Source organism: Rhizobium terrae (assembly GCF_003425685.1).
GTDB lineage: Bacteria > Pseudomonadota > Alphaproteobacteria > Rhizobiales > Rhizobiaceae > Neorhizobium > Neorhizobium terrae.
The window spans coordinates 207959-231026 of the sequence record NZ_QJKM01000005.1; the positions used below are offsets into that span (position 1 = coordinate 207959).

A 23068-nucleotide genomic window follows, 5' to 3' on the forward strand; every position below is an offset into this window, starting at 1 on the left:
GGTTCTTACTCCGCGGCTTCGACGAAGCGGTGGCGTTCGTAGAGGAATTTCAGCACGGCCTCGCGGCACTTGAGGTATGTCCGGTCGGAAGCGAGCTCGATGCGGTTGCGCGGCCGGGGTATGGTGACGTCAAGGACTTCGCCGATCCTGGCGGCGGGGCCGTTGGTCATCATAACGATGCGGTCGGACAGCAGCACGGCCTCGTCGACATCGTGGGTGATCATCACCATCGTGTTGCCGAGGCGCGAGTGGATCTCCATGACCGCGTCCTGCAGGTGGGCACGCGTCAGCGCGTCGAGCGCGCCGAAGGGCTCGTCGAGCAGCAGGATCTTCGGCTCCATGGAGAGTGCCCGGGCAATGCCGACGCGCTGCTTCATGCCGCCGGAGATTTCCGAGGGACGCTTGTCCTTGGCATGCGCCATCTGGACCAGGTCCAGATTGGCCATGACCCATTCGTGCCGTTCGCTCTTGTTTTTCGCCCGGCCGAAAACCTTGGAGACGGCGAGGTTGACGTTTTCGTAGACCGTCAGCCAGGGCAGCAGCGAATGGTTCTGGAAAACGACGGCGCGTTCCGGACCCGGTGCGTTGACCTCGCGGTTTTCAAGCAGGACAGCACCTGCCGAAACGGGCGTCAGGCCGGCGATCAGGTTGAGCAGGGTGGACTTGCCGCAGCCGGAATGGCCGATAATCGAGACGAACTCGCCTTTCGCGATCGTCAGGTTGATGCCCTTCAGCACCTCGGCGCGGATGCCGCCGCGGTCGAAATATTTGTCGATATGGTCGAGCTTGAGGTAGGCGTTCATGTGTCGGCTCCTTAGCTGGCCATTGCGCCGCGGGTCACGAGCTTGCCGAGTGCCGCGACCAGCTTGTCGAGCGCGAAGCCGACGATGCCGATATAGGCGAGGGCGACGATGATGTCGGGCAGGCGCGACGAGTTCCATGCATCCCAGATGAAGAAGCCGATGCCGACGCCGCCGGTCAGCATCTCGGCCGCGACGATCGCCAGCCAGGAGAGGCCGATGCCGATCCTGAGGCCCGTGAAGATGTAAGGGGCGGCGGAGGGCAGCATGATCTTGAAGAAGAATTCGAACTGGTTGAGCCGCAGCACCTGGGCGACGTTGCGGTAGTCCTGCGGGATGTTGCGCACGCCGACGGCGGTATTGATGATGACCGGCCAGATCGAGGTGATGAAGATCACGAAGATCGCGGAGGGGTTGGCGTTCTGGAACGCGGCGAGCGACAGCGGCAGCCAGGCGAGCGGCGGTACGGTGCGCAGCACCTGGAAGATGGGGTCGAGTCCGCGCATGGCCCAGACCGACTGGCCGATGATCGCGCCGACGACGACGCCGGTGACGGCGGCAAGGCCGAAACCGTAGGCGACGCGCTGCAGCGAGACCAGCACGCGCCAGCCGAGCCCGATATCCTGAGAGCCGTAATTGAAGAAGGGATAGGCAATCAGGTCATAAGCTTCCGTCCAGACCACGTGCGGCGAGGGCAGGGAGGCGTCCGGTGCCGAACAGAGGACCTGCCAGACGAGCAGGATCAGCGCCAGCACGACGACCGGCGGCGCGACGTTGAGCAGGGCGGTCTTGCCGATCCGCTTGAAATCGATCTTGGACACGGGCTTTCCGGAAAAGCGGAGGATATTGGCCGCCGGCTTTGCGGCAGCGACTGCGGGGACTTTTTCTTTTTTTGCCAGGGCGGACATCAGCGCGCTCCTTAGAAAGGGAAAAGGCCGGCGCGTGCGTCCACGCGCCGGAGGTGGGGAAATCAGGACGCCGCCTTGATTGAAAGGCTGTCGAGATAGGCCGAGGGGTTTTCCGGATCGAAGACCTTGCCGTCGAAGAAGGCCTCTTTGCCGCGCGAAGAGGAAGCCGGGATGTCCGCCGCCGCGACGCCGAGATCCTTGGCGGCGTCGCGCCAGATGTCCTCGCGGTTCACCTGGTTGACCAGCGCCTTGATGTCGGTACTGGCCGGCAGGTAACCCCAGCGGATGTTCTCGGCCATGAACCAGGCGTCATGGCTCTTGAACGGGTAGGATGCGTGATCCTTCCAGAACTTCATGAAGAGGTCGGTGCCCTTCACGTCGCGGCCGTTGCCGTAGTTGATATCGCCCTTGAGACGGCCGAGCACGTCCTTCGGCGGTACATTGAACCACTGGCGGCGCCCGAGGATTTCGGCCATCTCCGCTTTGTTGTCCATCTTCTCGCACCATTGCTGGGCTTCCATGACGGCCATCAGCAGAGCCTTGGCGGCGTTCGGGTTCTTTTCGATCCAGTCGGCGCGCAGGCCGAGCGCCTTTTCCGGATGCCCCTTCCAGAGCTCGCCGGTGGTCGCGGCCGTGAAACCGATGCCCTGGTTGACGAGCTGCTCGTTCCAGGGCTCGCCGACACAGAAGACGTCCATGTTGCCGACTTTCATATTCGCCACCATCTGCGGCGGCGGCACGACGATGGTCGAGACGTCCTTGTTCGGATCGATACCGCCGGCGGCGAGCCAGTAGCGGATCCATAGATCGTGGGTGCCGCCGGGGAAAGTCATGGCGGCCTTCACTTCGCCACCGGCCGCCTTCTTCTTGGCGAAGACTTCCTTGAGCTTGGAGGCGTCGAGCTGCACGCCGGTCTCGGCATATTCCTTGGCGACCGAAATGCCCTGGCTGTCGAGGTTGAGGCGGGCAAGGATCGCCATCGGCACGGGCTTGTTGTTCTGGGTCACCTTGCCGGTATGCATGAGATAGGGAAGCGGCGAGAGGATATGCGCGCCGTCGATGCCGTTGGCGCCGCCACCGAGCACGAGATTGTCGCGGGTGGCGCCCCAGGAGGCCTGCTTGGCGACATCGACCTCCGGCAGGCCATGTTTCTCGAACAGGCCCTTTTCCTTGGCGACGATGAGCGCTGCGGCATCGGTGAGCGCGATATAGCCGAGCTTGACGCCCTTCACTTCAGGCCCTTGGGCGGCAGCAAATGCGCCGGAGGGGAATGCGGTCTTGACGGCGCCGACGAGAGCGGCGGTTGCTGTGGTCTTGAGCATGCTGCGGCGGGTGATGCCGGTTGTCAAAATCTTGCTCATGCGCAGGTTCCCTCTGCTGGTTGCTCGAATTTCGGGCATAAAAAAACGCCGCTCGGAGATTGCGCCTGCGGGATTGGGAGGGCCCCGGGCAGCAAAAACCTTGCGACGTCGATGTCTTTCTAAGCGCTTATCACGCGCCCGTTTACGCCAGTCGCCGTTGACTGGTGCGTTTTATACCAAGCAAGCTCCGTGCCAGTTTCGATGATTTCTGTTATACATTTGAAAAATAACCGAGATTTCTTTTGGTTGGTTTTGGCTTAAATTATCGGCAGCGCATTGCGCTGCAATATTTTTATGCGACTGCCAAATTAAGAGCGGCAACGAATTGGGCAATAGCGGCCCGGTCTTCAGATTTCATGGCCGTTCGAGGGGGTTGCGGGATCGCTTCGCACCGCAAAACCCTGAACATAGTCCGCCATCTTCGAGGGATCGAAAACGTGGCCGTCCATGAAGCGGTCACCGTCGCGATTGCCTTCGATACCGGTGTCGGCTTCCGCGGGGCCTGCGCCGAGTGCCGTCCGGTACAGATCCGGTCGATAGGCGCTCGCCGCTGCTCGCAAGCCGTCTTCCCTGAATTCCACCTGGCCCCAGCGGATCATCTGGCTATAGAGCCACAGCGCATGGCTCGGGCGCGGATAATTGGCAAGACCGCGGTGGAACATGAAATAGTCGGCGATGACGCGGCGGTTACCCTTGGCGTCGAGGCTGAATTCGCCGGAAAGCACGTGCCTGATGATATCGACGGGGGCGGCGATGAAGCGCGAATCGGCCAGCGTCTCGGCCAGCGCGTCGTGATTTTCCGCCTCGTCGCACCACCGGGCTGCGGCATCGAGCGCGACGATGAGGCGGGAGACGGTTTCAGGATGCGTTTCGGCCCATTCCGGCCGCATGGCGATCACCTTTTCCGGCGCCGAGGGCCAGATATCCTGCTTGGCGGCGACGATGCGGCCGACGCCGCGCTCGGAGGCGACCATGTTCCATGGGGCGCCGACGCAGAAACCGTCGATCGCGCCGGCGGCCAGCGCATCCGAGGTCAGCGGCGGCGGCACGACGACGAGTTTCACGTCCTTGTCCGGATCGATGCCCCCCGCGGCAAGCCAGTAGCGGAATTCGTAGTTATGGGAAGAGAACGGATAGGTGACGCCGAGCATGGGCAGCGGCTCGCCGCGCGCCTTCATGACCTGCAGCACCTTTGCGAGCGCCTCGGCATTTTCCAGCGCGGTCGCATTCTCGGCAATCCCGCCCACTTCGCGCATGCGGTCGAAGAGGCGGGTCGAGAGTGTGATCGCATTGCCGCCGCGGCCGAGCGAGAAGGGCGTGATGGTCGGCGACGGGTTGGAGCCGAGGCCGAGCATGGAGGCGACCGGCATGGGCGAAAGCATGTGGGCGATGTCGAACTGGCGGAAGGCGAGGCGGTCGCGGACGTTTGCCCAGGAGACATCCTTCACCAGATCGAGCGTCAGGCCCTCCTTCTTCGCAAACCCGAATTCGGCGGCGGCGATCAGGACGGAGGCGTCGACCAGCGGAATGAAACCGGCGCGCAGCACTTTCGGGCCTTCGCCGCTGGTGCGCACGGGCGCGGCGGGATTTTTTCCGGATTTGCCGATCTTGCTCATCATATCCACTCCGGCTCTCTCCCGGACATTTCACTCGTAACCATCACATCAAAAGCCCGGCTGCCGTCACCACGCTCTGGGCGATATCCGACATCTTCTTCTTTTCGTTCATTGCGGTCTGGCGCAACAGCGCGAAGGCCTCTTCTTCGGAAAGGCCGCGCATCTTCATGAGGATACCCTTGGCGCGCTCGATCACCTTGCGCTCTTCCAGCGCCGATTTCGCTTCCGCCAGTTCCCGTTGAAGCCGGCTGAAGGCATTGAAACGGCTCACCGCCATGTCGAGGATAGCCTTGACGCGCTCCTTCTTCAGCCCGTCGACCACATAGGCAGAGACGCCGGCTTCCATTGCCGCTTCGATCAAGGCCGTATCGGAGCGATCGACGAACATGGCGATCGGCCGGCTCACCGTGCGGGTGAGCTGGAACAGATGCTCCATCATGTCACGATTGGGGTTTTCGATATCGATGACGATGACATCCGGCTTCAACGTCTCGATGATCCGGGCGACGCCCTGGACCTCGTGGATGACTGTGACATTGCCGTGCCCGGCCTCCCTCAGCCCTTCCTCGATGATGGAAGCGCGGATGGCATTTTCATCGATGACCAGAATGGTGAGATCGGGAGCCGGCATTCCTATAGTGATGACGCAGTGCAGCAATCTTGGCAAGCGGCCTGATGCGTCCGCAGGGATCTGTTCGATCATGAGGCGGCGGAAAGAACCAGTTAACCTTTATTTTCTACTTCATGGGTTAATGTGCCCTTCTCGTTTCTCGTACGGTTCTCATGCAGTTCACACGCAATAATATTTCCCAGAGTTCCGATAACGCCGGCGCCGAAGACGATGCAGTCGATACGGCGCGGCAGTCCGTGCGTCCCCAGAGCCTGGCTGATTTCAATCAGCCGGTGCTGGAGCAGGCGCCCTGGCAGGCAGCCTTCCGGCTGGCACCCAACGTGCGTTTTACCCGCACGCCCGAAAATGTCGTGAGCCGCAAGGCCAATGGCAGGCCGGCGCCCATCGAACGGGCCGCCGCGCGGCTGGTCGAAGCCGTCACCGAGGAAATCGAGGTGATTCCTTCGGAGGTGCTCGCGGCGGAGGCGGCAAACGATTCGCAGGCTGCTTCCGCTCCGCTCGAACAGGTTGCCGGCCTTCAGCAGCTTGCCGCCACGATGCGCCATCACGTGCCGGAGATCCGGAAGTTCGTACCGCCGCAACCTGTTCCGGCACAGCCGGCGCCCGCCGCGCCGCGTCCGGCGGCTGAAACGCCGCGCCAGGACATTGCGATCTCCGATTTCGCCTTCTGGGACGCCATGCCCTTCGATCTGGAAGGGCCTCCGGCCGCCGCGGTTCCCGTCACGCCGGTTCATTCGGAAATCCCGCCGGTGGCGGCGCAGCCTGGCGCACCTGTTACCGATCTCTATCGCGAAGTGCCGCGCAGGACCGTTGCCCGGACTGTGATCGTCGCGCCGTCTCCGAGACCGGAAGCTGTGAAGGCGCCGGAACCCGCGACGTCCGCTCCGCCCGTCTCCGAGCCAGTCGTGACAGTTGCGGCACCCGTTGCTGTCGAAGCCGTGCAGCCGGCACCTTCCGTCACCCCGGCCCCTGTGACCATGCCCGCTCCGGTGCCCCAGGCCGCGCCTCAGGCCGTCAACCTGCCGGGCTCCGGCCGGCCCCGAAGCGTCCGCCCGGCAGACGCCGAATACGAATTCCCGCCGATCTCGCTGCTGCAGGAGCCGCAGGGGGAGCGTGGTCAGGCCATGCAGCCGGATGCGCTTCAGCAGAGCGCCGGCCTGCTCGAAAGCGTGCTGGAAGATTTCGGCATCCGCGGCGAGATCATCGACGTGCGGCCAGGCCCCGTCGTCACGCTCTATGAATTCGAGCCGGCGCCGGGTGTCAAATCCTCACGCGTCATCGGCCTCTCCGACGATATCGCCCGCTCCATGTCGGCGCTCTCGGCTCGCGTCGCGGTCGTGCCCGGCCGCAACGTCATCGGCATCGAACTGCCAAACGCGACCCGCGAGACCGTCTATTTCCGCGAACTGATCGAGTGCGAGGATTATTGGGAGACCAAGCAGCGGCTGGCGCTCTGCCTCGGCAAGACGATCGGCGGCGAACCGGTGATTGCCGAGCTTGCCAAGATGCCGCATCTGCTGGTCGCCGGCACCACCGGTTCGGGCAAGTCGGTCGCCATCAACACGATGATCCTGTCGCTCCTCTACCGGCTGCGCCCGGAAGAATGCCGGCTGATCATGATCGACCCGAAGATGCTGGAACTCTCCGTCTATGACGGCATCCCGCACCTGCTGACCCCCGTCGTCACCGATCCGAAGAAGGCCGTGTTGGCTCTCAAGTGGGCGGTGCGCGAAATGGAAGAGCGCTATCGCAAGATGTCGCGCTTGAGCGTCCGCAATATCGACGGTTACAACCAGCGCGCCGCGGCTGCCCGCGAAAAGGGCGAGGTGATCACGGTCAGCGTGCAGTCGGGCTTCGACCGCACGACCGGCGAGATCGTCTACGAAGAGCAGGAACTCGATCTCTCGCCTATGCCCTACATCGTCGTCATCGTCGACGAGATGGCCGACCTGATGATGGTGGCCGGCAAGGATATCGAAGGGGCGATCCAGCGTCTGGCGCAGATGGCGCGTGCCGCCGGCATTCACCTGATCATGGCGACGCAGCGTCCTTCGGTCGACGTCATCACCGGCACGATCAAGGCGAACTTCCCGACCCGCATTTCCTTCCAGGTCACCTCGAAGATCGACAGCCGCACCATTCTCGGCGAGCAGGGTGCCGAACATTTGCTCGGCCAGGGCGACATGTTGCACATGGCGGGCGGCGGGCGCATTTCCCGCGTTCACGGGCCGTTCGTCTCGGATGCCGAAGTGGAACAGGTCGTTCGTCACCTCAAGGCCCAGGGCCGGCCGGACTATCTTGGCACAGTCACCGAGGACGAGGAAGGCGAAGAGGACGACGACGCCCAGCAGGAAGCGGTGTTCGATAAGAGCGCCATGGGCGGGGACGACACGGATGACCTTTACGACAAGGCCGTCAAGGTGGTGATGAAGGACCGCAAGTGCTCGACGTCCTATATCCAGCGGAGGCTTTCCGTTGGCTACAACCGCGCCGCGTCGCTGGTGGAGCGCATGGAGCAGGAAGGCCTGGTGGGGCCGGCCAACCATGTGGGCAAACGGGAGATCATTTCCGGTGGACGTTCCGCTATCGCGCCGGATGGGTTTGAGGACTGACGCCGGCAGCTTTGTCCGGAGTCCAAAAAAGGGCGGATACGATCGTCGAAATAATTTTTTTATCCCCGCTTTTCCCCGCCCCTCAAACCCGTGCCTATAATCTGCCCGCTTCCGTCGCCGGAGTGTTTCGCGAGACGTTCGCGGGCAGGCGGGAGCCGGCGCCCTGGTCGGACCTGTAACGTGCAGGAAAGGCCAGGGAGGTGAAAGCCATGGGAGAGGGGTCGCAAGACACTTTTCCCTATCAAGCCTCCCCCTGGCCGCCGGGCCGGGTTCGGTTGAGCCGTGCAAGTGGCGGAAATGCCATGCAGCGAGGCGAGGTGATCACCTGTAGGGGCCGGAAGCCCCGACAAGACGCTGAAGGCCACGCGAATGCGGAGCCATATTATAAACTAAATGAGGTTCCGCATTCGCGTGAGCTCTCCGATCTTTGACAAAACCACGGCAGGAAGCTGCGCGGGGCTCCGGAGTGTTGGCCGAAGCCGTTGATGGCGCGCTCGGTTTTATCCGGCCTGCAGCCGGCGCTACCGGCTGCGGATATAATCGCCGAGCCGTTGCGCGGCGTCCTCGATCTGCCTCGGATCGCGCAGATAACAGGCGCGCATGAAGGCAGCGCCGCCAGGACCGAAGGCGGTGCCGGGCGCCATGCCGACACCCGTCTGATCGACGATCCTGAACGCCTCGTCGCGGCTGTCGGTGACACCGTCGATCTTCAGGAAGGCGTAGAGAGCGCCCTCCGGCTTGCGGGTCTCGACCCGGTTTGTGGCGATCAGCGCATCGCAGAGGATGTCGCGGGAGGTGCGGGCGCGCTCGATATTGGTGCGGACGAAATCGTCACCGTGGTCGAGCGCGGCGATCGCGCCCTTCTGCATGAACTGCGCGACGCCGGAGGTGGAATACTGGATGAGGTTGGTCAGCGTCTGGCCGATCTCCGCCGGAGCGACCATCCAGCCGACGCGCCAGCCGGTCATGCACCAGTTCTTGGAGAAGGAATTGACGAAGATGATCCGGTCTTCCGGCTCCATGACGTCCATGAAGGACGGAGCGCGGGCGCCTTCGAAATAATAGAGGCCGTAGATCTCGTCGGCAATGATCCAGAGGCCGCGTTTGCGGGCGAGTGCGAGGACCGCCTTCAGGTCGTCATGTGTTGCCGTCCAGCCGGTGGGATTGGAAGGCGAGTTGATGAAGAGCGCGCTGGTCTTCGGGGTGATCGCCGCTTCGAGGCGTTCGATATCGAGCACCCAGCGGCCATCGGCAAAACCGAGCTCGACGGTGACGGGCTTGGCTTCCGAAACGGTGATGGCGTTGACGACATTCGGCCAGGCGGGCGAAAGATAGACGATCTCGTTGCTGGCGGAGGCGACCGTCTGGATGGCCAGCACGATCGACTGCATGCCGGAGCCGGTGACGTAGATATTGTCGGTCCAGAGGTTTTTGCCATAGTGGCGCTGGTAATAGCGTATGATCGCCTCGCGCAGCGCCGGGATGCCCTGCGTCCAGGTATAGAACGTTTCGCCGGCCAGCAGCGCCTCGCTCGCGGCGCGGGTGATGAAATCCGGGGTTGGAAGATCGCCTTCGCCAATCCAGAGCGGCATCAGGTTTTCCCGGCCCCGGGCATAGGTGACGATTTCGCCAATGCCGCTGCGCGGCGCTGCCGCGGCGCGGGCGCTGATATCCGGTCTGATGATGGTCATGGAGGGCCTGTCGATGCTGGAATGGTGCTTTCCTGCGTAGGCCCGACCCATGCGCCGGTCAATATGTTTCCGGCGTCAGTGGCTCTGAAAACGGCCGAACGCGCCACGCGAGAAACATAGGGGATCGCCTTCGCGATGGGCTGCACGCAGCACGCGGCCAAGGATCAGCGTGTGATCGCCCGCATCGTGCATCGAAGAGAGTTCGCATTCGAAGCGAGCCAGCGTGCCGGGTATGACCGGCACGCCTTCGAGATTTTCCAGCCAGTCGAGACCGTCGAAGCCCAATCCGCCTCGGGTGAAGCGGGCACTGAGCGGATTTTGCTCGGCACTCAGCACATGGACAGCGAAATGGCTGGCAGTGGTGAAGGCCGCGTAGCGTGACGAGCTTTTGGCCGGAGACCAGAGGACGAGGGGCGGATCGAGCGACACCGAGGTGAAGCTGTTCACCGTCATGCCGATCGGTCCGGCCGGCGTTCTTGCCGTCACCACAGTCACTCCGGTCGTGAACGCGCCGAGAGCCGTGCGATAATGCCGGGCGGTCGATGCATCGGGAATGAAAACATTCTCGCTGGGGGTATGCGTGGTGTCGGCGGATATCGTCATGGTACCGGCTTTCCAATCGCTGCAGTGTAGAGTTCGAACCAGGTTTCGCGGTCGATCGACACCTTTGCGGCGTCGCCGATCTTCCTGATGCGGTCAAGATTATTAGTGCCGAGCACGGGCAGGATGCTGGCCGGATGGGCAAGTAGCCAGGCGACAGCGACGGCGGTTGGATCAACGCCCTGTTCGCCAGCGATGCGCTCCAGGATCGCCATGAGACCGGCGTTCTGGAAGAGCTTGCCGCCAGCGAGCGGGGACCAGGCCATCGGCGCAATGGCGCGTTCTTGCAGATAGGCAAGATCGCCATTGGTAAAGACGTCTGCGGCCAACAGGCTGATTTCGATCTGGTTGGTCACCAGCTGCTGTTCCATGGAGGACTGCAGCAGCGAGAAATCCCAGGGGCGGAAGTTGGAGACACCGACGGCACGCACCTTGCCAGATTCGACCAGCGCATCGAGCGTCGAACCGGTAACATCCGGGTCCATGAACGGGTCCGGGCGGTGGATCAGCAGGAGATCGACATAGTCGGTCGCCATGTCACGCAACGAAGCTTCGACCGAGGCGGTGATGTGTTCTGCACTGGTATCGTAGTGTTTGCCGCGAACCGCGGAGTGCCGGCCCGCCGGCGCGACGATTCCGCATTTGGTGACGATTTCGATTTTGGCTCGCAGGGAAGGCGAAGCCTTCAAGGCGGCGCCGAAGATCGCTTCAGCCGCGTAGCCGCCGTAGATATCGGCATTGTCCATAGTCGTGATGCCCTGCTCCAGGCAGGCTCCGATCTTGGCATGAACGTGCCTGGCCGAGGTGTCGGCATCGTCGCCGATACGCCACATGCCGTAAATCAGGCGGCTGAGTTCAAGGTCGGGTGAAAGCTGGATGCGGTCCATCAGGGGCGTCTCCCATTAGCGGCGTATGCCTGTGCCGAGCGGGGTTGCAGGGGTGCCGGCCGGCACGCGACCGTAGGCGTGCGGCAGCGAGCAGGTCTTGAGCTGCGGCAGCACCTTCTGGCCGAAATGTTCCGCTTCGTCGAGATGGGGATAGCCGGAAAAGATGAAGGCGCGGATGCCCATTTTTTGATAGGCCTCGATTTCCGAAAGCACCTGGTCGGCGGAGCCGACCAGTGCGGCGCCGCAGCCGGAACGGGCGCGGCCGATACCGGTCCAGAGGTGCGGCTCGACGTAGCCGAACTTGTCGGCGAGTTCTCGGGTGCGGGCCTGATGCGCGACGCCGAGCGAATTGCTGTCGTGGGCGCGGCCGCGGATCAGCCGGCCGTATTCGTCGTCGAGCTTCGAGACGAGATGCTCGGCATACTCGCGGGCCTCCCGCTCGGTGTCGCGGACGATCATGTGGACGCGCAGACCGTAATCCAGCGTGCGGCCATGGGCTTCGGCGCGGGCGTGGACCGCCTTCATGCGTTCGGCGATCTCTTCCTTCGGTTCCGGCCACATCAGATAGACGTCGCACTGGGCGCCGCAGAGCTCCAGCGCATCCGGCGAATAACCGCCGAAATAGAGCAGCGGGCCGCCGTTCTGCTGATAGGGGCGAGCGGGATCGGCGGGAACGTTCCTGAAATTGTAGACTTCGCCCTCGTGGTCGATCTTGTCGCGCGTCCAGGCCTGGCGGAGGATCTGCACGACCTCGTGGCTGCGGCGGTAACGGAAGGCGCTGTCGGCGACTTCGCCCGGGAAATCCGAGCTGATGACGTTCAGCGTCAGCCGGCCTTTCAGCATATGATCCAGCGTGGCAATCGTGCGCGCCAGCATGATCGGCTGCATCTCGCCGCAGCGGATGGCGGCCAGCAGGTTGATCTTCTCCGTGACCTGCGAGGCGCCGGCGACGAAACTCAGCGTGTCCTGGCCGACCTGGTACGAAGAAGGGCAGAGGATGTTGCGGAAGCCGAGCGCCTCACTGCGCCTGACGATGTCCGAGCAGTGCTCCCAGCTGGATTTCAGCGCGCCATCCGGCACGCCGAGATAGGCGTAGTCATCCGAGCAGAGTGCCGCGAACCATGAGACTTCGGCCGCATCGAGATCGGGCGACGTAATCGGTACAACGGTCATCAGTTCCTCCTCATGGTCTTCCGCATTCCCTCTTGCATATCATCCGGTTTGATGTAGATCAATGATGTATCAATTTTGTTCGTGGTTCGCAGGAGGAGGCGAAGCGAAATCATGGAAAGCCGTCCCGGTAGCCTGCCCATCTATCTGCAGATCACCGAGCTTCTGGTGCGCGACATCGCTGCCGGGCGGTTGGTGGATCGAGAGAAGCTGGCACCCGAGCGGGATATGGCGGCCCAGCTCGGCATTGCCGTCGGCACCTTGCGCAAGGCACTGGCGGAATTGCAGAGCCGGGGCCTTCTTGAGCGGGTGCAAGGGTCGGGGAATTACATCAGGGCGATCAGCGACCCGAAGAGCGTCTATGCGATGTTCCGGCTGGAACTGATCCAGGGCGGCGGCTTGCCGACGGCAGAGGTCATCGACGTGGCGCGGCTCGACAAGCCGAAAGATCTTCCGAAATTCGGTTTTTCGCCGGAAGGGCACCGGATCCGCCGCGTCCGCAGGCTTTCCGGACAGGTGGCGGCATTGGAAGAAATCTGGCTCGATGGCTCCTATGCGCCGAAGATCCTGCAGGAGGACCTGTCGGAGTCGCTCTATCTCTACTACCGTACCCGCTTCAATCTCTGGATCGGGCGGGCAGAAGACCGGATCGATCTCGACACCGTACCCGATTGGGCGCCGCCGGTCTTCGGCCAGAAGCCCGGGGCGCCGATCGCGCATGTGCTGCGCGTGAGCGAAGCCCAGGACGGCGCAGTCGCCGAAGTTTCCCACACATGGTTCGACCATTCCGTGGCCCGTTACGTATCACGCCTGAGGTAGGCCGATGGATTTGAGCGCCCGAAAGATGAAATTCGAAACCACGCCTGACGGCTTTTCCCTCTCGCTCGACGGCCGGACCATCCTCCGGCACAGCGCCGCCTCGCCCGCGATCTTCGTCGGCCAGGGCCAGGAGCGGATGGACATGTACCGCGGCAATTTCGAGATCGAGGATTACATTACCGAGCGCAGCGCGCTCAAGCACGCTGTGATCGAGGGGCAGACCATCAGCCTCGCCGAATTCGAAGGCAGGGCGGTGCGGCTCGAACTGACGGTGGCCGGCACCAATATCCATTTCCGCGCGCTGGATGATAGCATCAACCGTTTCTGGATCCGCATTCATGCGGAGAGCGACGAGCATGTCTGGGGCGGCGGAGAGCAGATGTCCTATTTCGACATGCGCGGAAGGCGTTTCCCGCTATGGACCTCGGAGCCCGGCGTCGGGCGCGACAAGTCAACCGAGATCACCTTCAAATCCGACCTGGCCAAGGCGGGCGGCGACTATTACACCACCAACTATCCGCAGCCCACCTACATATCCTCGCTGAGGTATGCGCTGCATATGGAAACGACGGCGTATTCGGTCTTCGACTTCCGTCGCAAGACGTTTTACGAGATCGAAGCGTGGGCGGTGCCGGAGCGGATAGAGTTTTATTCCGCTCCGACCTTCATCGAGCTCGTCGAACAGCTTTCGTCGCGCTTCGGCCGGCAGCCGGAACTGCCGGATTGGGTCTACAAGGGCGCGATCATCGGTCTGAAAGACGGCGTCAATTCCTTCGAGCGGCTGGAAAAGATGCGCAATGCCGGAGTCCAGGTTTCGGGCCTCTGGTGCGAGGATTGGGTCGGTCTTCGCCAGACCTCGTTCGGCTCGCGCCTTTTCTGGGACTGGCAGGCGAACGAGGAGCGTTATCCGGACCTGCGCCGGCGCATCGCAGAGCTGAACGGCGAGGGCATCCGTTTCCTCGGTTACATCAATCCCTATCTCTGCGTCGATGGTTCGCTCTTCCCCGAAGCGGAGGCGGCGGGCTATTTCGCCAGGGATCAGCTTGGCCGCACCGCGATCGTCGATTTCGGCGAGTTCGATTGCGGCGTCGTCGATTTCACCAATCCGGAGGCCGCAGACTGGTTTGCCGAGGAGGTCATCGGCCGCCGCATGCTGGATTTCGGGCTGACCGGCTGGATGGCCGATTTCGGAGAATACCTGCCGATCGACGTGGAGCTTGCGAACGGCATCGACGCCAAGCTGATGCACAATGCCTGGCCGACGCTCTGGGCGGAGGTCAACGCGAAGGCAATCGCCAGCCGGGACAAGACGGGGGAGGCGCTGTTCTTCATGCGGGCCGGCTTCACCGGCGTGCAGAAACACTGCCCGCTGCTCTGGGGCGGCGACCAGTCGGTTGATTTCTCCCGTCACGACGGCCTCGTCACAGTGATGTGTGCCGCACTTTCATCCGGCCTGCTCGGCAATGCCTATCATCACTCGGATATCGGCGGGTACACGAGCCTGTTCGGCAATGTCCGCACGCCGGAACTCCTGATGCGCTGGGCGGAGATGGCCGCCTTCACCCCAGTCATGCGTACCCACGAGGGCAACCGGCCGCGCGACAACATCCAGATCGACCAAGACGCGGAGGTGCTGGAGCATTTCGCCCGGATGACGCGGATCTATGTGCATCTGGCGCCGTATCTGAAGACGCTGTCCACTGAGGCCGCCGCGCGAGGACTGCCGGTGCAGCGGCCGCTGTTCCTGCATCATGAGCATGATCCGAAGACTTATGCGGTTCAGGATGCGTATCTCTACGGCTCGGAACTGCTGGTGGCACCTGTCTGGCATGCGGCGCAAGAAATGCGTGTCGTCTACCTGCCGGAAGGGGCCGATTGGGTGCATGTGTGGAGCGGGGTGGAATATGCGGGTGGGGAAGAGGTGACGGTGGCATCGCCGGTTGGCAGTCCGCCGGTGTTTTATCGCAAGGGGGCGGGCTTTGCGAAGATGTTTGCGGCGTTGAAGGGGATGTGAGGGGAGCGGCATCCACCCTCTTCCCCCTTGCGGGGAAGATGTCAGCGGAGCTGGCAGATGGGGGTGGTTCAGCGTACTCAACTGGCGAGGAGGATGTTGAACCACCCCCCTCTGCCTGCCGGCATCTCCCCCGCAAGGGGGGAGATCGGACTGCCGCACCACTGGCGATCCCAGACTCACCGCGCCGCCCAGTTCGCCCCACGCCGGAAAATCGTCTTCATCTGCGGCACGTCGAACTCCTTCGCCTGATGGCCGAGCGAGGAGTAGAAAACCCGACCCTTTCCGTATTTGCGTTTCCAGACCACCGGCATGACGACGCCGTCGATCCAGTAGGCGTGGTCGCCGGTGAACGTGGTCGTCGCCAGCACCTCGTTCGAGGGGTCGACATGCATGTAATATTGCTCGGACGTGTAGGGAAAATCGGTGATCCCCTCCATCAGCGGATCGTCCGGGCGGGTGATATTGACCGTGTAGTCGATGATATTGCCGGGATGGGCCACCCACTGGCCGCCGATGATGAACTGGTAATCGACCGACTCGCGGAACGCGTCACCCGCGCCGCCGTGATAGCCGGCAATGCCGACGCCGTTCTTGACGGCTTCGGCGAGGTTCTTCACCTCCTCCTTCTCGATCTTCGACATGGTCATGATCGGCACGATGAGGCTGAGATCATGGATGGAGGGATCGGCGAAGGCCTCGGTCGAATGCTCGAGATAGACCTTGAAACCGTCCTCTTCGAGCATGTCCTTAATGATTTCGGCGCATTCCTGCGGTTCGTGGCCGCTCCAGCCGCCCCATACGATGAGTGCTTCACGCATTTATTCGTCCTCCAGATTATTTCGCGAGCTTGCCGTCGACCAGCGAGTCGGAAAGCGGCGCCGGCCGTTCGGTGGCGGTGGTGATCTTGACGGTGCGGCCTTCGGCGGCAGCGACATGGAAGGCTTCCATAACTTCCAGCACATGCAGCGCCAGGTCGCCATTCGCCCGATGCGGGCGGTTGGAACGGATCGCATAGGCCATGTCGGCAACGCCGATGGAACGGAAATTGCCGTCCGCATAGGGCGCGGTGACGGGCAGATCTTCGAACTGGCCGCCTTTCCTCAGATATTCGACAGGGCCGGTAAAACGGTTGGGGTCAGGCACGATCAGCGTACCCTCGGTGCCGTAGACTTCGATCGGCATATGCTTGTGGCCGGCGACGTCGAAGCTCATGGCGATCTGCACGACCGCGCCGTTGGCAAAGGCCATGACGCCCGCCACATGGGTCGGAACATGCACCGGAATGTGCTCGCCATTGCGCGGTTCGCTGGTGATGATGCGCTCCTGGCGGGGCGTGATCGCAAAACCCGCGACCTGCGAGACGGGGCCTAGCAGGTTGACGAGGTCGGTGATGTAATAAGGACCCATATCGAGCATGGGGCCGCCCCCGACCTCGTAATAGAAGGCCGGGTTCGGGTGCCAGCGCTCGTGGCCAGGGCACATGAAGGTCGCAGTGCCGCCGACGGGGATGCCGATCACGCCTTGGTCGATCAGCGCACGGGCGGTCTGGTGACCGCCGCCGAAGAAGGTATCGGGTGCCGCGCCGATGCGCAGGCCCCTGCTTCTTGCGGCATCCGCCAATTTTTTCCCTTCGGCGAAATTAATCCCGAGCGGCTTTTCCGAATAGGTGTGCTTTCCGGCATCAAGCGCCTGCAGGCCGACGGCGACATGTGCCTTCGGAACGGTGAGGTTGACGATGATCTCGATCTTCGGGTCGACAAGCAGTTCATCGATGCTTCTGGCGGCCAAATTGAACTCGGCGGCTTTCGCCTCGGCGATCTCGCGGTTCAGGTCCGCCAACCCGCGGATATCGAGGATCGGGAAGAATTCGGTCATCGCCTTCAGATAGGCGCCCGAAATATTACCGCATCCGATGATGCCGATACCGACTTTATCCATTCTTTCCTCCCGATGAATGCTGGATTTCAAGCGCGTCAAAGCGCCGGCCCGGTGGTGCTCCAGGGCGATTCGTAGAGTTCGTAAAGCGCGACCGCTGCTGCCCCCTGAGCCCAGAAATCGTCGGTCGAATCGTCGAAGACGAGCTCGCTGACGCCTTTCAGCGATGGCGGAATGGCGAGCGCATAGGCGTCGCGCAAGCTGTTCAGGAACGGTTCGCCGAGCGCCAGCGAGGAGCCGACGAGGATCACCCGCGGCGGCGCGAAGAGCGTCACGATATTGGCGATGGTCAGGCCCACGGCCTCGCCGGCGCGAACGGCTGCGCCGATCAGCCGGTCATCGTCGGCCTTGATCAGCGCCTGGACATGGGTCATGCCGCGGCCGAGCCGGACCGCTTCGGCGAAGCGCCCGTCCGTCTGCTGTTCGCCGAGGATCGCGCTTTCTCCGGCCTGGCTCGACAGGCGTATGACGCCCTGCGGCCCCATGCCGAGCACAAGGTCGCCGAGATTGTGGCTGAGGCCGCCAGCGCCGCGGAAAAGCCGGTTTCCATGCAACACGCCGAGACCGAGCGTTTGTTCGAGCGAGATCAGGACCATATCCTGCAAATCGCGGGCCTTGCCGAACCAGTGATGGCCGAGCGTTATCGCATGAGCATCGCTCTCGACGATCGTCGGCGTCGATAGGCGCGTGGACATTTCGGCGGCAAAATCGATGTTGATCTCACGAAAAATCGGGCTCGAACGGATATGTCCGGTGCGATGTTCGATGACGCCCGGCAGGCCGAGGCAGACGCTGTCCACATCCTCCAGCGACAGGCCGGCATCGACGACGCAGCGGCGAACGCCATCCTCCACGAGATCGGCGATGACGGCGATCGGCTGGCGGTCGATGCGGATCGGCAAGGTGAGCTTGGAGAGAACATCGCCGCGGAAATTCGTCACGACGAAGACCATGCGGCTCGCGGCGATCTTGGCACCGACGACGCGGGCGGCATCCGGATTGACCTCCAGCATGACGCGTGGCCGGCCGCGCACCGTTTCGTTGCGGATATCGCCTTCGTGGCGGGTCAGGATCAGCCCATCGTCGAGCAGCGAACCGGTTATAGCCGAAACGGTGGTCGTCGAGAGCTCGGTGCGCTCCGAAATTTCCACGCGGGAGATGGGGCCTCGCCGCCGGATCGTATCCAGCACGCTGAGACGGTTCATCGCACGCATGAGTTCTGGATCGGCGGTTTTCATCTCTTCTGCGCGCTCGTCGGCTTCTGCACCAAACCATTATTTAATACGAGGTGCAAATTAAATTCGGCTTGTTCTAAATCTGATTTTATGGGGTATGCAAGAGATAAAAGCACCAAATGCCGCAATTTTCGCCAAAATCCAGCGATGTTATGCAAGGCTATTGACAGATGCGCTAGCCTTGCCGATTATTTAATTCGGATACAGGAATAAAGCTTTGGGAGGAGCGCCTTCAATGTCCAACAGATATCACAGGATGCGTTTGATTTCCGCGACCGCCGTGGCCCTCGCGGGTGGCGTGTTTACGGCCGGCGCCGCTGCAGCGGACAGCGTCATTCGCTGGATGCATGTCGAGCAGGTGCCTGCGAACCTCGCGGTCTGGAACCAGATCGCCCGAGATTTCGAGGCCAAGCGCCCGGGCGTCAAGGTCGAGCTGCAGTTTCTGGAAAACCAGGCCTTCAAGGCGAAGCTGCCGACGCTTCTGCAATCGAATGATGCGCCAAGCATCTTCTATACCTGGGGCGGCGGCGTCCTCAAGGCGCAGTCCGAAACCGGCGCTTTACGGCCGATCAATGCTGCGATCGACGCGAACGGAGGGGAGTGGCGCAAGTCGATCAACGCCTCTGCCGTCGATGGCCTGACCTTCGACGGCAAGGTCTGGGCTTCGCCCGTCAGAACCGGCCTCGTTTCCTTCTATTACAACAAGGAACTGTTCAAGAAGGCGGGCGTCGATGCCTCGAAGATCGCCACCTGGGACGATTTCCTCGGTGCCGTCAAGACGCTGAAGCAGGCCGGCGTGACGCCTATCGCCGGCGGCGGGCGGGACAAGTGGCCCCTGCATTTCTACTGGAGCTATCTCTCGATGCGTGAGGCGGGGCAAAAGGGCTTTGCCGATGCCAAGGCCGGCAAGAACGACGGTTTCGCCGGCAAGCCTTTCGTCAAGGCCGGCGAGCGCCTCGCCGAGCTCGGCAAGCTTGAGCCGTTCCAGAACGGCTATCTGGGTGCAACCTGGAACGATGCCCTTGCCACGTTCGGCGACGGCCGTGCCGCGATCATCCTGAGTTTCGAAAACACGCCCTCGACGCAGGCGTCGAATTCGACGAGCCGCAAAGGCCTTGCCGACGACAATATCGGCCGCTTCCCATTCCCCGTCGTCAGCGGAGGGGCCGGTGTGACCACCGACAGTTTCGGCGGTCTCAACGGATGGGCGGTCACCAAGAACGCGCCGCCCGAAACCGAGGAATTCCTCCGCTATATGGCAAGCCTCGACGTCCAGAAGGTGCTTGCCAGGGATACGCAGATCATGCCCGTCGCCAAGGGGGCGAGCGAATCCATATCCAAGCCGCTGCTGAAGGAAGTTGCCGAAGCTCTTGCGAAGGAAACCTGGCACCAGAACTTCCTTGACCAGGACCTCGGTCCCAATGTCGGTGCGATCGTCAACGACATCAGCGTTGAAGTTGTTTCCGGTGGCATGAAACCGGCTGACGCAGCGCAGCAGATCGAAGACGCTTACTCTCTCGAGCGAAAGTAAGCGCAGCGCCGGCGCTCCCGCTCCCCTCAGGTTCCAGCAACCCTGGAGCGCCGGTACCCGCCCCGCCTGACGCCGTTTTGCGCAGCCCGAAAGGCTCGAAAATCGATGAGCGATATGCTGATGTCCGCCAATGCCGTCCCATCCGGGAATACACTTGCGGTATCGCGGCGCCGCAAGCGGTCCCTTGCCAACAGCAAGTGGCCGGTGCTGATCCTGTTCCTGCCGCCGGCGCTTCTTCTGTTCACGGTGCTGGTCATTCTGCCCATGGGCGAGGCGGCCTGGTATTCCTTCTACAACTGGAACGGCTATGGCAGTCCGACGCAATGGGTCGGCTGGCGCAACTACCAGCTCATCTTCCGCAACAGCGCCTTCACCCAGGCGCTGATCAACAACGGCCTGATTGTGCTCGCTTCGCTCTGCGTGCAGGTTCCGCTGGCGCTCTGGCTGGCGACGATGATCTCCAGCCGTATCAAGGGTGCGCTGTTCTTCCGGCTGATCTTCTTCCTGCCCTATGTGCTCGCGGATGTCGCCGCCGGCATGATCTGGCGTTTCGTCTACGACGGGGATTTCGGCCTCGTCGCCGGTATCTCGCAGATGCTCGGTGTCCAGGCGCCCTTCTGGCTGGCCGATCGGGACGCGGCGATGTACGCGATCCTGGGGGTCGTCGTCTGGAAATATTTCGGCTTTCATATGATGCTCTTCATCGCCGGTCTGCAGGCGATCGACAAGAGCGTGCTGGAAGCGGCCGACATCGACGGCGCGACCGGTTTCCAGAAGTTCCGGCTGGTGACGTTGCCGCTGCTCGGCTCCACCGTGCGTCTCTCCGTCTTCTTTGCGGTCGTCGGCTCGCTGCAGCTCTTCGACATGATCATGCCGCTCACCGGCGGCGGTCCGTCGAACTCGACGCAGACCATGGTGACGTTCCTCTACAATTTCGGGGTGACTCGCATGCAGGTCGGGTTCGGCAGCGCCGTCGGCGTGGTGCTGTTCGTGATCTGCGTGACGCTCGCCTTCAGCTACAAGCGGGTGTTCATGCGCAATGACTGAGATCTCGACAGCACAGCCCATCGATGCCGCAAGCGCCCCGTCCTCCGGCCAGCGCATCCGCGCCGGCACGAAGGTCTATATGTACGTTTCGCTGGTCATCGTGGCGGCCATCGTGGTGGTGCCGCTCATCAGCACCGCCCTCGGTGGCTTCAAGACGCTCGGCGAACTGCGCGGCAACCCATTCGGCCTGCCGACGGAATGGCAGTGGTCGAACTACACGGACATCATCGTCAGCAAGCGCTACTGGCTGCAGATGAGCAATTCGCTGATCATCGCGCTGCTGACGGTGTTCCTGACATTGACCTTTGGGGCCATGGCCGCCTTCTGCTTCGCGCATATCCGCTTCTTTGGCGCCGATTATCTGGTCAACTATTTCCTGATCGGACTGATGTTTCCGGCCGCGACCGCCATCCTGCCGCTCTATATCCGCATCCGCGATCTGGGGCTTATCGATACGTACTGGGGCGTGGTGCTGCCGCAGGTGGCGTTCGGCATGGGCATGAGCATCATGCTGTTTCGAAACTACTTCCGCAATCTGCCGACCGAACTGTTCGATGCGGCTTTCGTGGATGGCTGCGGCTACATGCGTTTCTTCTGGCATATCACGCTGCCGCTGTCGCGGCCGATCATCGCCACGGTCGGCATCATCTCCTTCGTCGGCAGCTGGAACAGCTATATCGTGCCGCTGATCATGCTGAATTCCGAGAGCCGTTACCCCTGGCCGCTCGGCATCATGATCTACCGGGGCGAGTTCAGCACCGAATGGCAGCTGGTGCTGGCCTTCATCACGCTCACCATCCTGCCGACCATCATCGCCTTCTTCCTGGCCCAGAAGCACATCATCGCCGGCCTGACCGCCGGTGCGGTGAAATCCTGAGCCCCGACCCGGAGTAATTCGCATGGCATCCGTCGAACTCAGACAAGTCCGCAAAGCCTATGGGGCACTCCCGGTCATCCATGGAGTGTCGCTGGCGATCGAAGACGGCGAATTCGTCGCGCTGGTCGGCCCCTCCGGCTGCGGAAAATCCACGCTGCTGCGCATGATTGCCGGGCTTGAGGAAATTACCGGCGGCGAGATCGTTATCGACAATGCGGTGGTCAACGAGCTGACCCCGCGCGAGCGCAACATTGCCATGGTGTTCCAGTCCTACGCGCTTTACCCACATATGACGGTCGCCGAAAACATGGGCTTCAACCTGCGGCTCTCCGGCACCCCGAAGCCGGTGATTGCCGAGCGGGTCAACGAAGCCGCACGCATGCTCGACCTGATGCCGCTTCTCGACCGCAAGCCGGCGCAGCTTTCCGGCGGTCAGCGCCAGCGCGTCGCCATGGGTCGGGCGATCGTTCGCAACCCGGCCGTCTTCCTGTTCGACGAGCCGCTCTCCAACCTTGACGCGAAGCTGCGCGTGCAGATGCGCTCCGAGATCAAGCAGCTTCATCAGAAGGTCGGCACCACGTCCATCTACGTCACCCACGATCAGATCGAGGCGATGACGCTTGCCGACCGCATCGTCGTTCTCAACCAGGGCCGGGTAGAGCAGGAAGGCACGCCGATGGAGCTCTACCGGAAGCCGGCCAACCTCTTCGTTGCCGCCTTCATCGGGTCGCCGGCAATGAACCTGCTCGACGGCACGGTGGACGGCGAGGGCGGCGAGGCTGCCGCACGCCTCGGCGACGGAACCGCAATCCGGATTTCGCCGGACCGCAAGGTGAAGCGCGGCCAGTCGATCAAGGTCGGCCTGCGCCCTGAACACCTGAGCCCCGGCGCGGGCGGAACGGCGCTTGCCGGCCAGACGCTGCTGGTCGAGCCGACCGGTGCGCAGACCCATGTGGTTTTCGATCTTGCCGGCCAGCCGGTCGTGGCGATCGTCGACGGCGAATATCCGGCCCGTTACGGTGCTCGTTTCGAGGCCAACATTCCCGTCGAACAGGTACATGTTTTCGACCGCGAAAGCGGCGTTGCCTTGTAGCCGCTGCTTTGAGGGCGGTTCGATGCCGTCTGCGCCTGCCCTCCCGGCACGATACCCGCAGCCGAGGTTCCCCTCTGTCCCCCCAGCTCAAGCGGCTTCGGTTCCCCGGGCCGCTTCTTTTTTGGATTCGTCCGGTTTCTTCGAATGTGGTGGTTTGTGCGTCTTTGTTGGAGTGACAATATAAGTTCAAAAATGTGTCACGCTGCTGAAATGTTTGCGCCCTAGAAACCTGCCCGACAGC

General features: G+C 62.5%; 19 protein-coding genes. 7 read left to right on the top strand and 12 right to left on the bottom strand.

Annotated elements, in window-relative coordinates:
• Nucleotides 1-5: 5 nt before the first annotated feature.
• The 5 genes from DMO26_RS11130 to DMO26_RS11150 all read right to left on the bottom strand — a co-directional run bounded on the left by DMO26_RS11130 (nt 6) and on the right by DMO26_RS11150 (nt 5316).
• Nucleotides 6-803, bottom strand: a complete 798-nt coding sequence (locus tag DMO26_RS11130; protein ID WP_117192120.1) for an ABC transporter ATP-binding protein — start codon at nt 801-803, stop codon at nt 6-8.
• Nucleotides 804-814: 11 nt separating this feature from the next.
• Nucleotides 815-1708, bottom strand: coding sequence for a nitrate ABC transporter permease (gene ntrB, locus DMO26_RS11135; RefSeq protein ID WP_117192121.1), 894 nt, complete (start codon nt 1706-1708; stop codon nt 815-817).
• 62 nt (nt 1709-1770) lie between these two features.
• Nucleotides 1771-3069, bottom strand: coding sequence for a CmpA/NrtA family ABC transporter substrate-binding protein (locus tag DMO26_RS11140; protein WP_117192122.1), 1299 nt, complete (start codon nt 3067-3069; stop codon nt 1771-1773).
• A 347-nt stretch (nt 3070-3416) separates the two neighbouring features.
• On the bottom strand, nt 3417-4694 hold the full coding sequence (locus DMO26_RS11145; RefSeq protein WP_226951263.1) for a CmpA/NrtA family ABC transporter substrate-binding protein: 1278 nt from the start codon (nt 4692-4694) through the stop codon (nt 3417-3419).
• A gap of 34 nt (nt 4695-4728) precedes the next feature.
• On the bottom strand, nt 4729-5316 hold the full coding sequence (locus DMO26_RS11150; protein WP_117192124.1) for an ANTAR domain-containing response regulator: 588 nt from the start codon (nt 5314-5316) through the stop codon (nt 4729-4731).
• A 152-nt stretch (nt 5317-5468) separates the two neighbouring features.
• Between DMO26_RS11150 and DMO26_RS11155 the strand changes: the two genes are divergently transcribed.
• Complete coding sequence (locus DMO26_RS11155) at nt 5469-7928, top strand: DNA translocase FtsK (protein WP_117192125.1); 2460 nt, start codon at nt 5469-5471, stop codon at nt 7926-7928.
• A 521-nt stretch (nt 7929-8449) separates the two neighbouring features.
• Here DMO26_RS11155 and DMO26_RS11160 read toward each other — a convergent pair.
• The 4 genes from DMO26_RS11160 to DMO26_RS11175 form a co-directional block, all read right to left on the bottom strand.
• Entirely contained in the window at nt 8450-9619 is a 1170-nt protein-coding gene (locus DMO26_RS11160; protein WP_117192311.1) for a pyridoxal phosphate-dependent aminotransferase, read from the bottom strand.
• Between the two features lie 75 nt (nt 9620-9694).
• Nucleotides 9695-10222, bottom strand: coding sequence for a flavin reductase family protein (locus DMO26_RS11165; protein ID WP_117192126.1), 528 nt, complete (start codon nt 10220-10222; stop codon nt 9695-9697).
• Nucleotides 10219-11106, bottom strand: a complete 888-nt coding sequence (locus tag DMO26_RS11170) for an aldo/keto reductase (RefSeq protein WP_117192127.1) — start codon at nt 11104-11106, stop codon at nt 10219-10221. Before DMO26_RS11170 ends, DMO26_RS11165 begins: the two co-directional genes overlap by 4 nt.
• Nucleotides 11107-11121: 15 nt before the next feature.
• On the bottom strand, nt 11122-12279 hold the full coding sequence (locus DMO26_RS11175) for an LLM class flavin-dependent oxidoreductase (RefSeq protein WP_117192128.1): 1158 nt from the start codon (nt 12277-12279) through the stop codon (nt 11122-11124).
• A 111-nt stretch (nt 12280-12390) separates the two neighbouring features.
• Here DMO26_RS11175 and DMO26_RS11180 point away from each other — a divergent pair, with 111 nt between their 5' ends.
• Together DMO26_RS11180 and DMO26_RS11185 are read left to right on the top strand one after the other, a co-directional pair.
• Nucleotides 12391-13095, top strand: a complete 705-nt coding sequence (locus DMO26_RS11180) for a GntR family transcriptional regulator (RefSeq protein ID WP_117192129.1) — start codon at nt 12391-12393, stop codon at nt 13093-13095.
• 25 nt (nt 13096-13120) lie between these two features.
• Nucleotides 13121-15109, top strand: coding sequence for an alpha-glucosidase (locus DMO26_RS11185; RefSeq protein WP_117192312.1), 1989 nt, complete (start codon nt 13121-13123; stop codon nt 15107-15109).
• Nucleotides 15110-15285: 176 nt separating this feature from the next.
• Here DMO26_RS11185 and DMO26_RS11190 read toward each other — a convergent pair whose 3' ends face one another.
• From DMO26_RS11190 to DMO26_RS11200, 3 genes are read right to left on the bottom strand one after another with little or no spacing between them, the layout of a single operon-like run.
• A complete protein-coding gene (locus DMO26_RS11190) occupies nt 15286-15927 on the bottom strand; it encodes a ThuA domain-containing protein (protein WP_117192130.1) in 642 nt (213 codons plus the stop codon).
• Between the two features lie 16 nt (nt 15928-15943).
• Nucleotides 15944-17047 carry a Gfo/Idh/MocA family protein gene (locus DMO26_RS11195; protein WP_117192131.1) on the bottom strand — a complete coding sequence of 368 codons (1104 nt, stop codon included), beginning with the start codon at nt 17045-17047 and terminating at the stop codon, nt 15944-15946.
• 35 nt (nt 17048-17082) lie between these two features.
• The gene (locus DMO26_RS11200; protein ID WP_117192132.1) at nt 17083-18282 is read right to left on the bottom strand and encodes an ROK family transcriptional regulator; all 1200 of its coding nucleotides are present in this window, start codon (nt 18280-18282) and stop codon (nt 17083-17085) included.
• Nucleotides 18283-18514: 232 nt separating this feature from the next.
• Here DMO26_RS11200 and DMO26_RS11205 point away from each other — a divergent pair, with 232 nt between their 5' ends.
• The 4 genes from DMO26_RS11205 (at nt 18515) to DMO26_RS11220 (ending at nt 22827) form a co-directional block, all read left to right on the top strand.
• Nucleotides 18515-19810: an ABC transporter substrate-binding protein gene (locus tag DMO26_RS11205; protein ID WP_117192133.1), complete on the top strand. Its 1296-nt coding sequence runs from the start codon at nt 18515-18517 to the stop codon at nt 19808-19810.
• A gap of 120 nt (nt 19811-19930) precedes the next feature.
• Nucleotides 19931-20857, top strand: a complete 927-nt coding sequence (locus DMO26_RS11210; protein ID WP_162894836.1) for a carbohydrate ABC transporter permease — start codon at nt 19931-19933, stop codon at nt 20855-20857.
• Nucleotides 20850-21734, top strand: coding sequence for a carbohydrate ABC transporter permease (locus DMO26_RS11215; protein ID WP_162894817.1), 885 nt, complete (start codon nt 20850-20852; stop codon nt 21732-21734). The genes DMO26_RS11210 and DMO26_RS11215 overlap by 8 nt, the downstream gene beginning before the upstream one ends.
• Nucleotides 21735-21756: 22 nt before the next feature.
• Entirely contained in the window at nt 21757-22827 is a 1071-nt protein-coding gene (locus DMO26_RS11220; RefSeq protein WP_117192135.1) for an ABC transporter ATP-binding protein, read from the top strand.
• Nucleotides 22828-23068 lie beyond the last annotated feature (241 nt).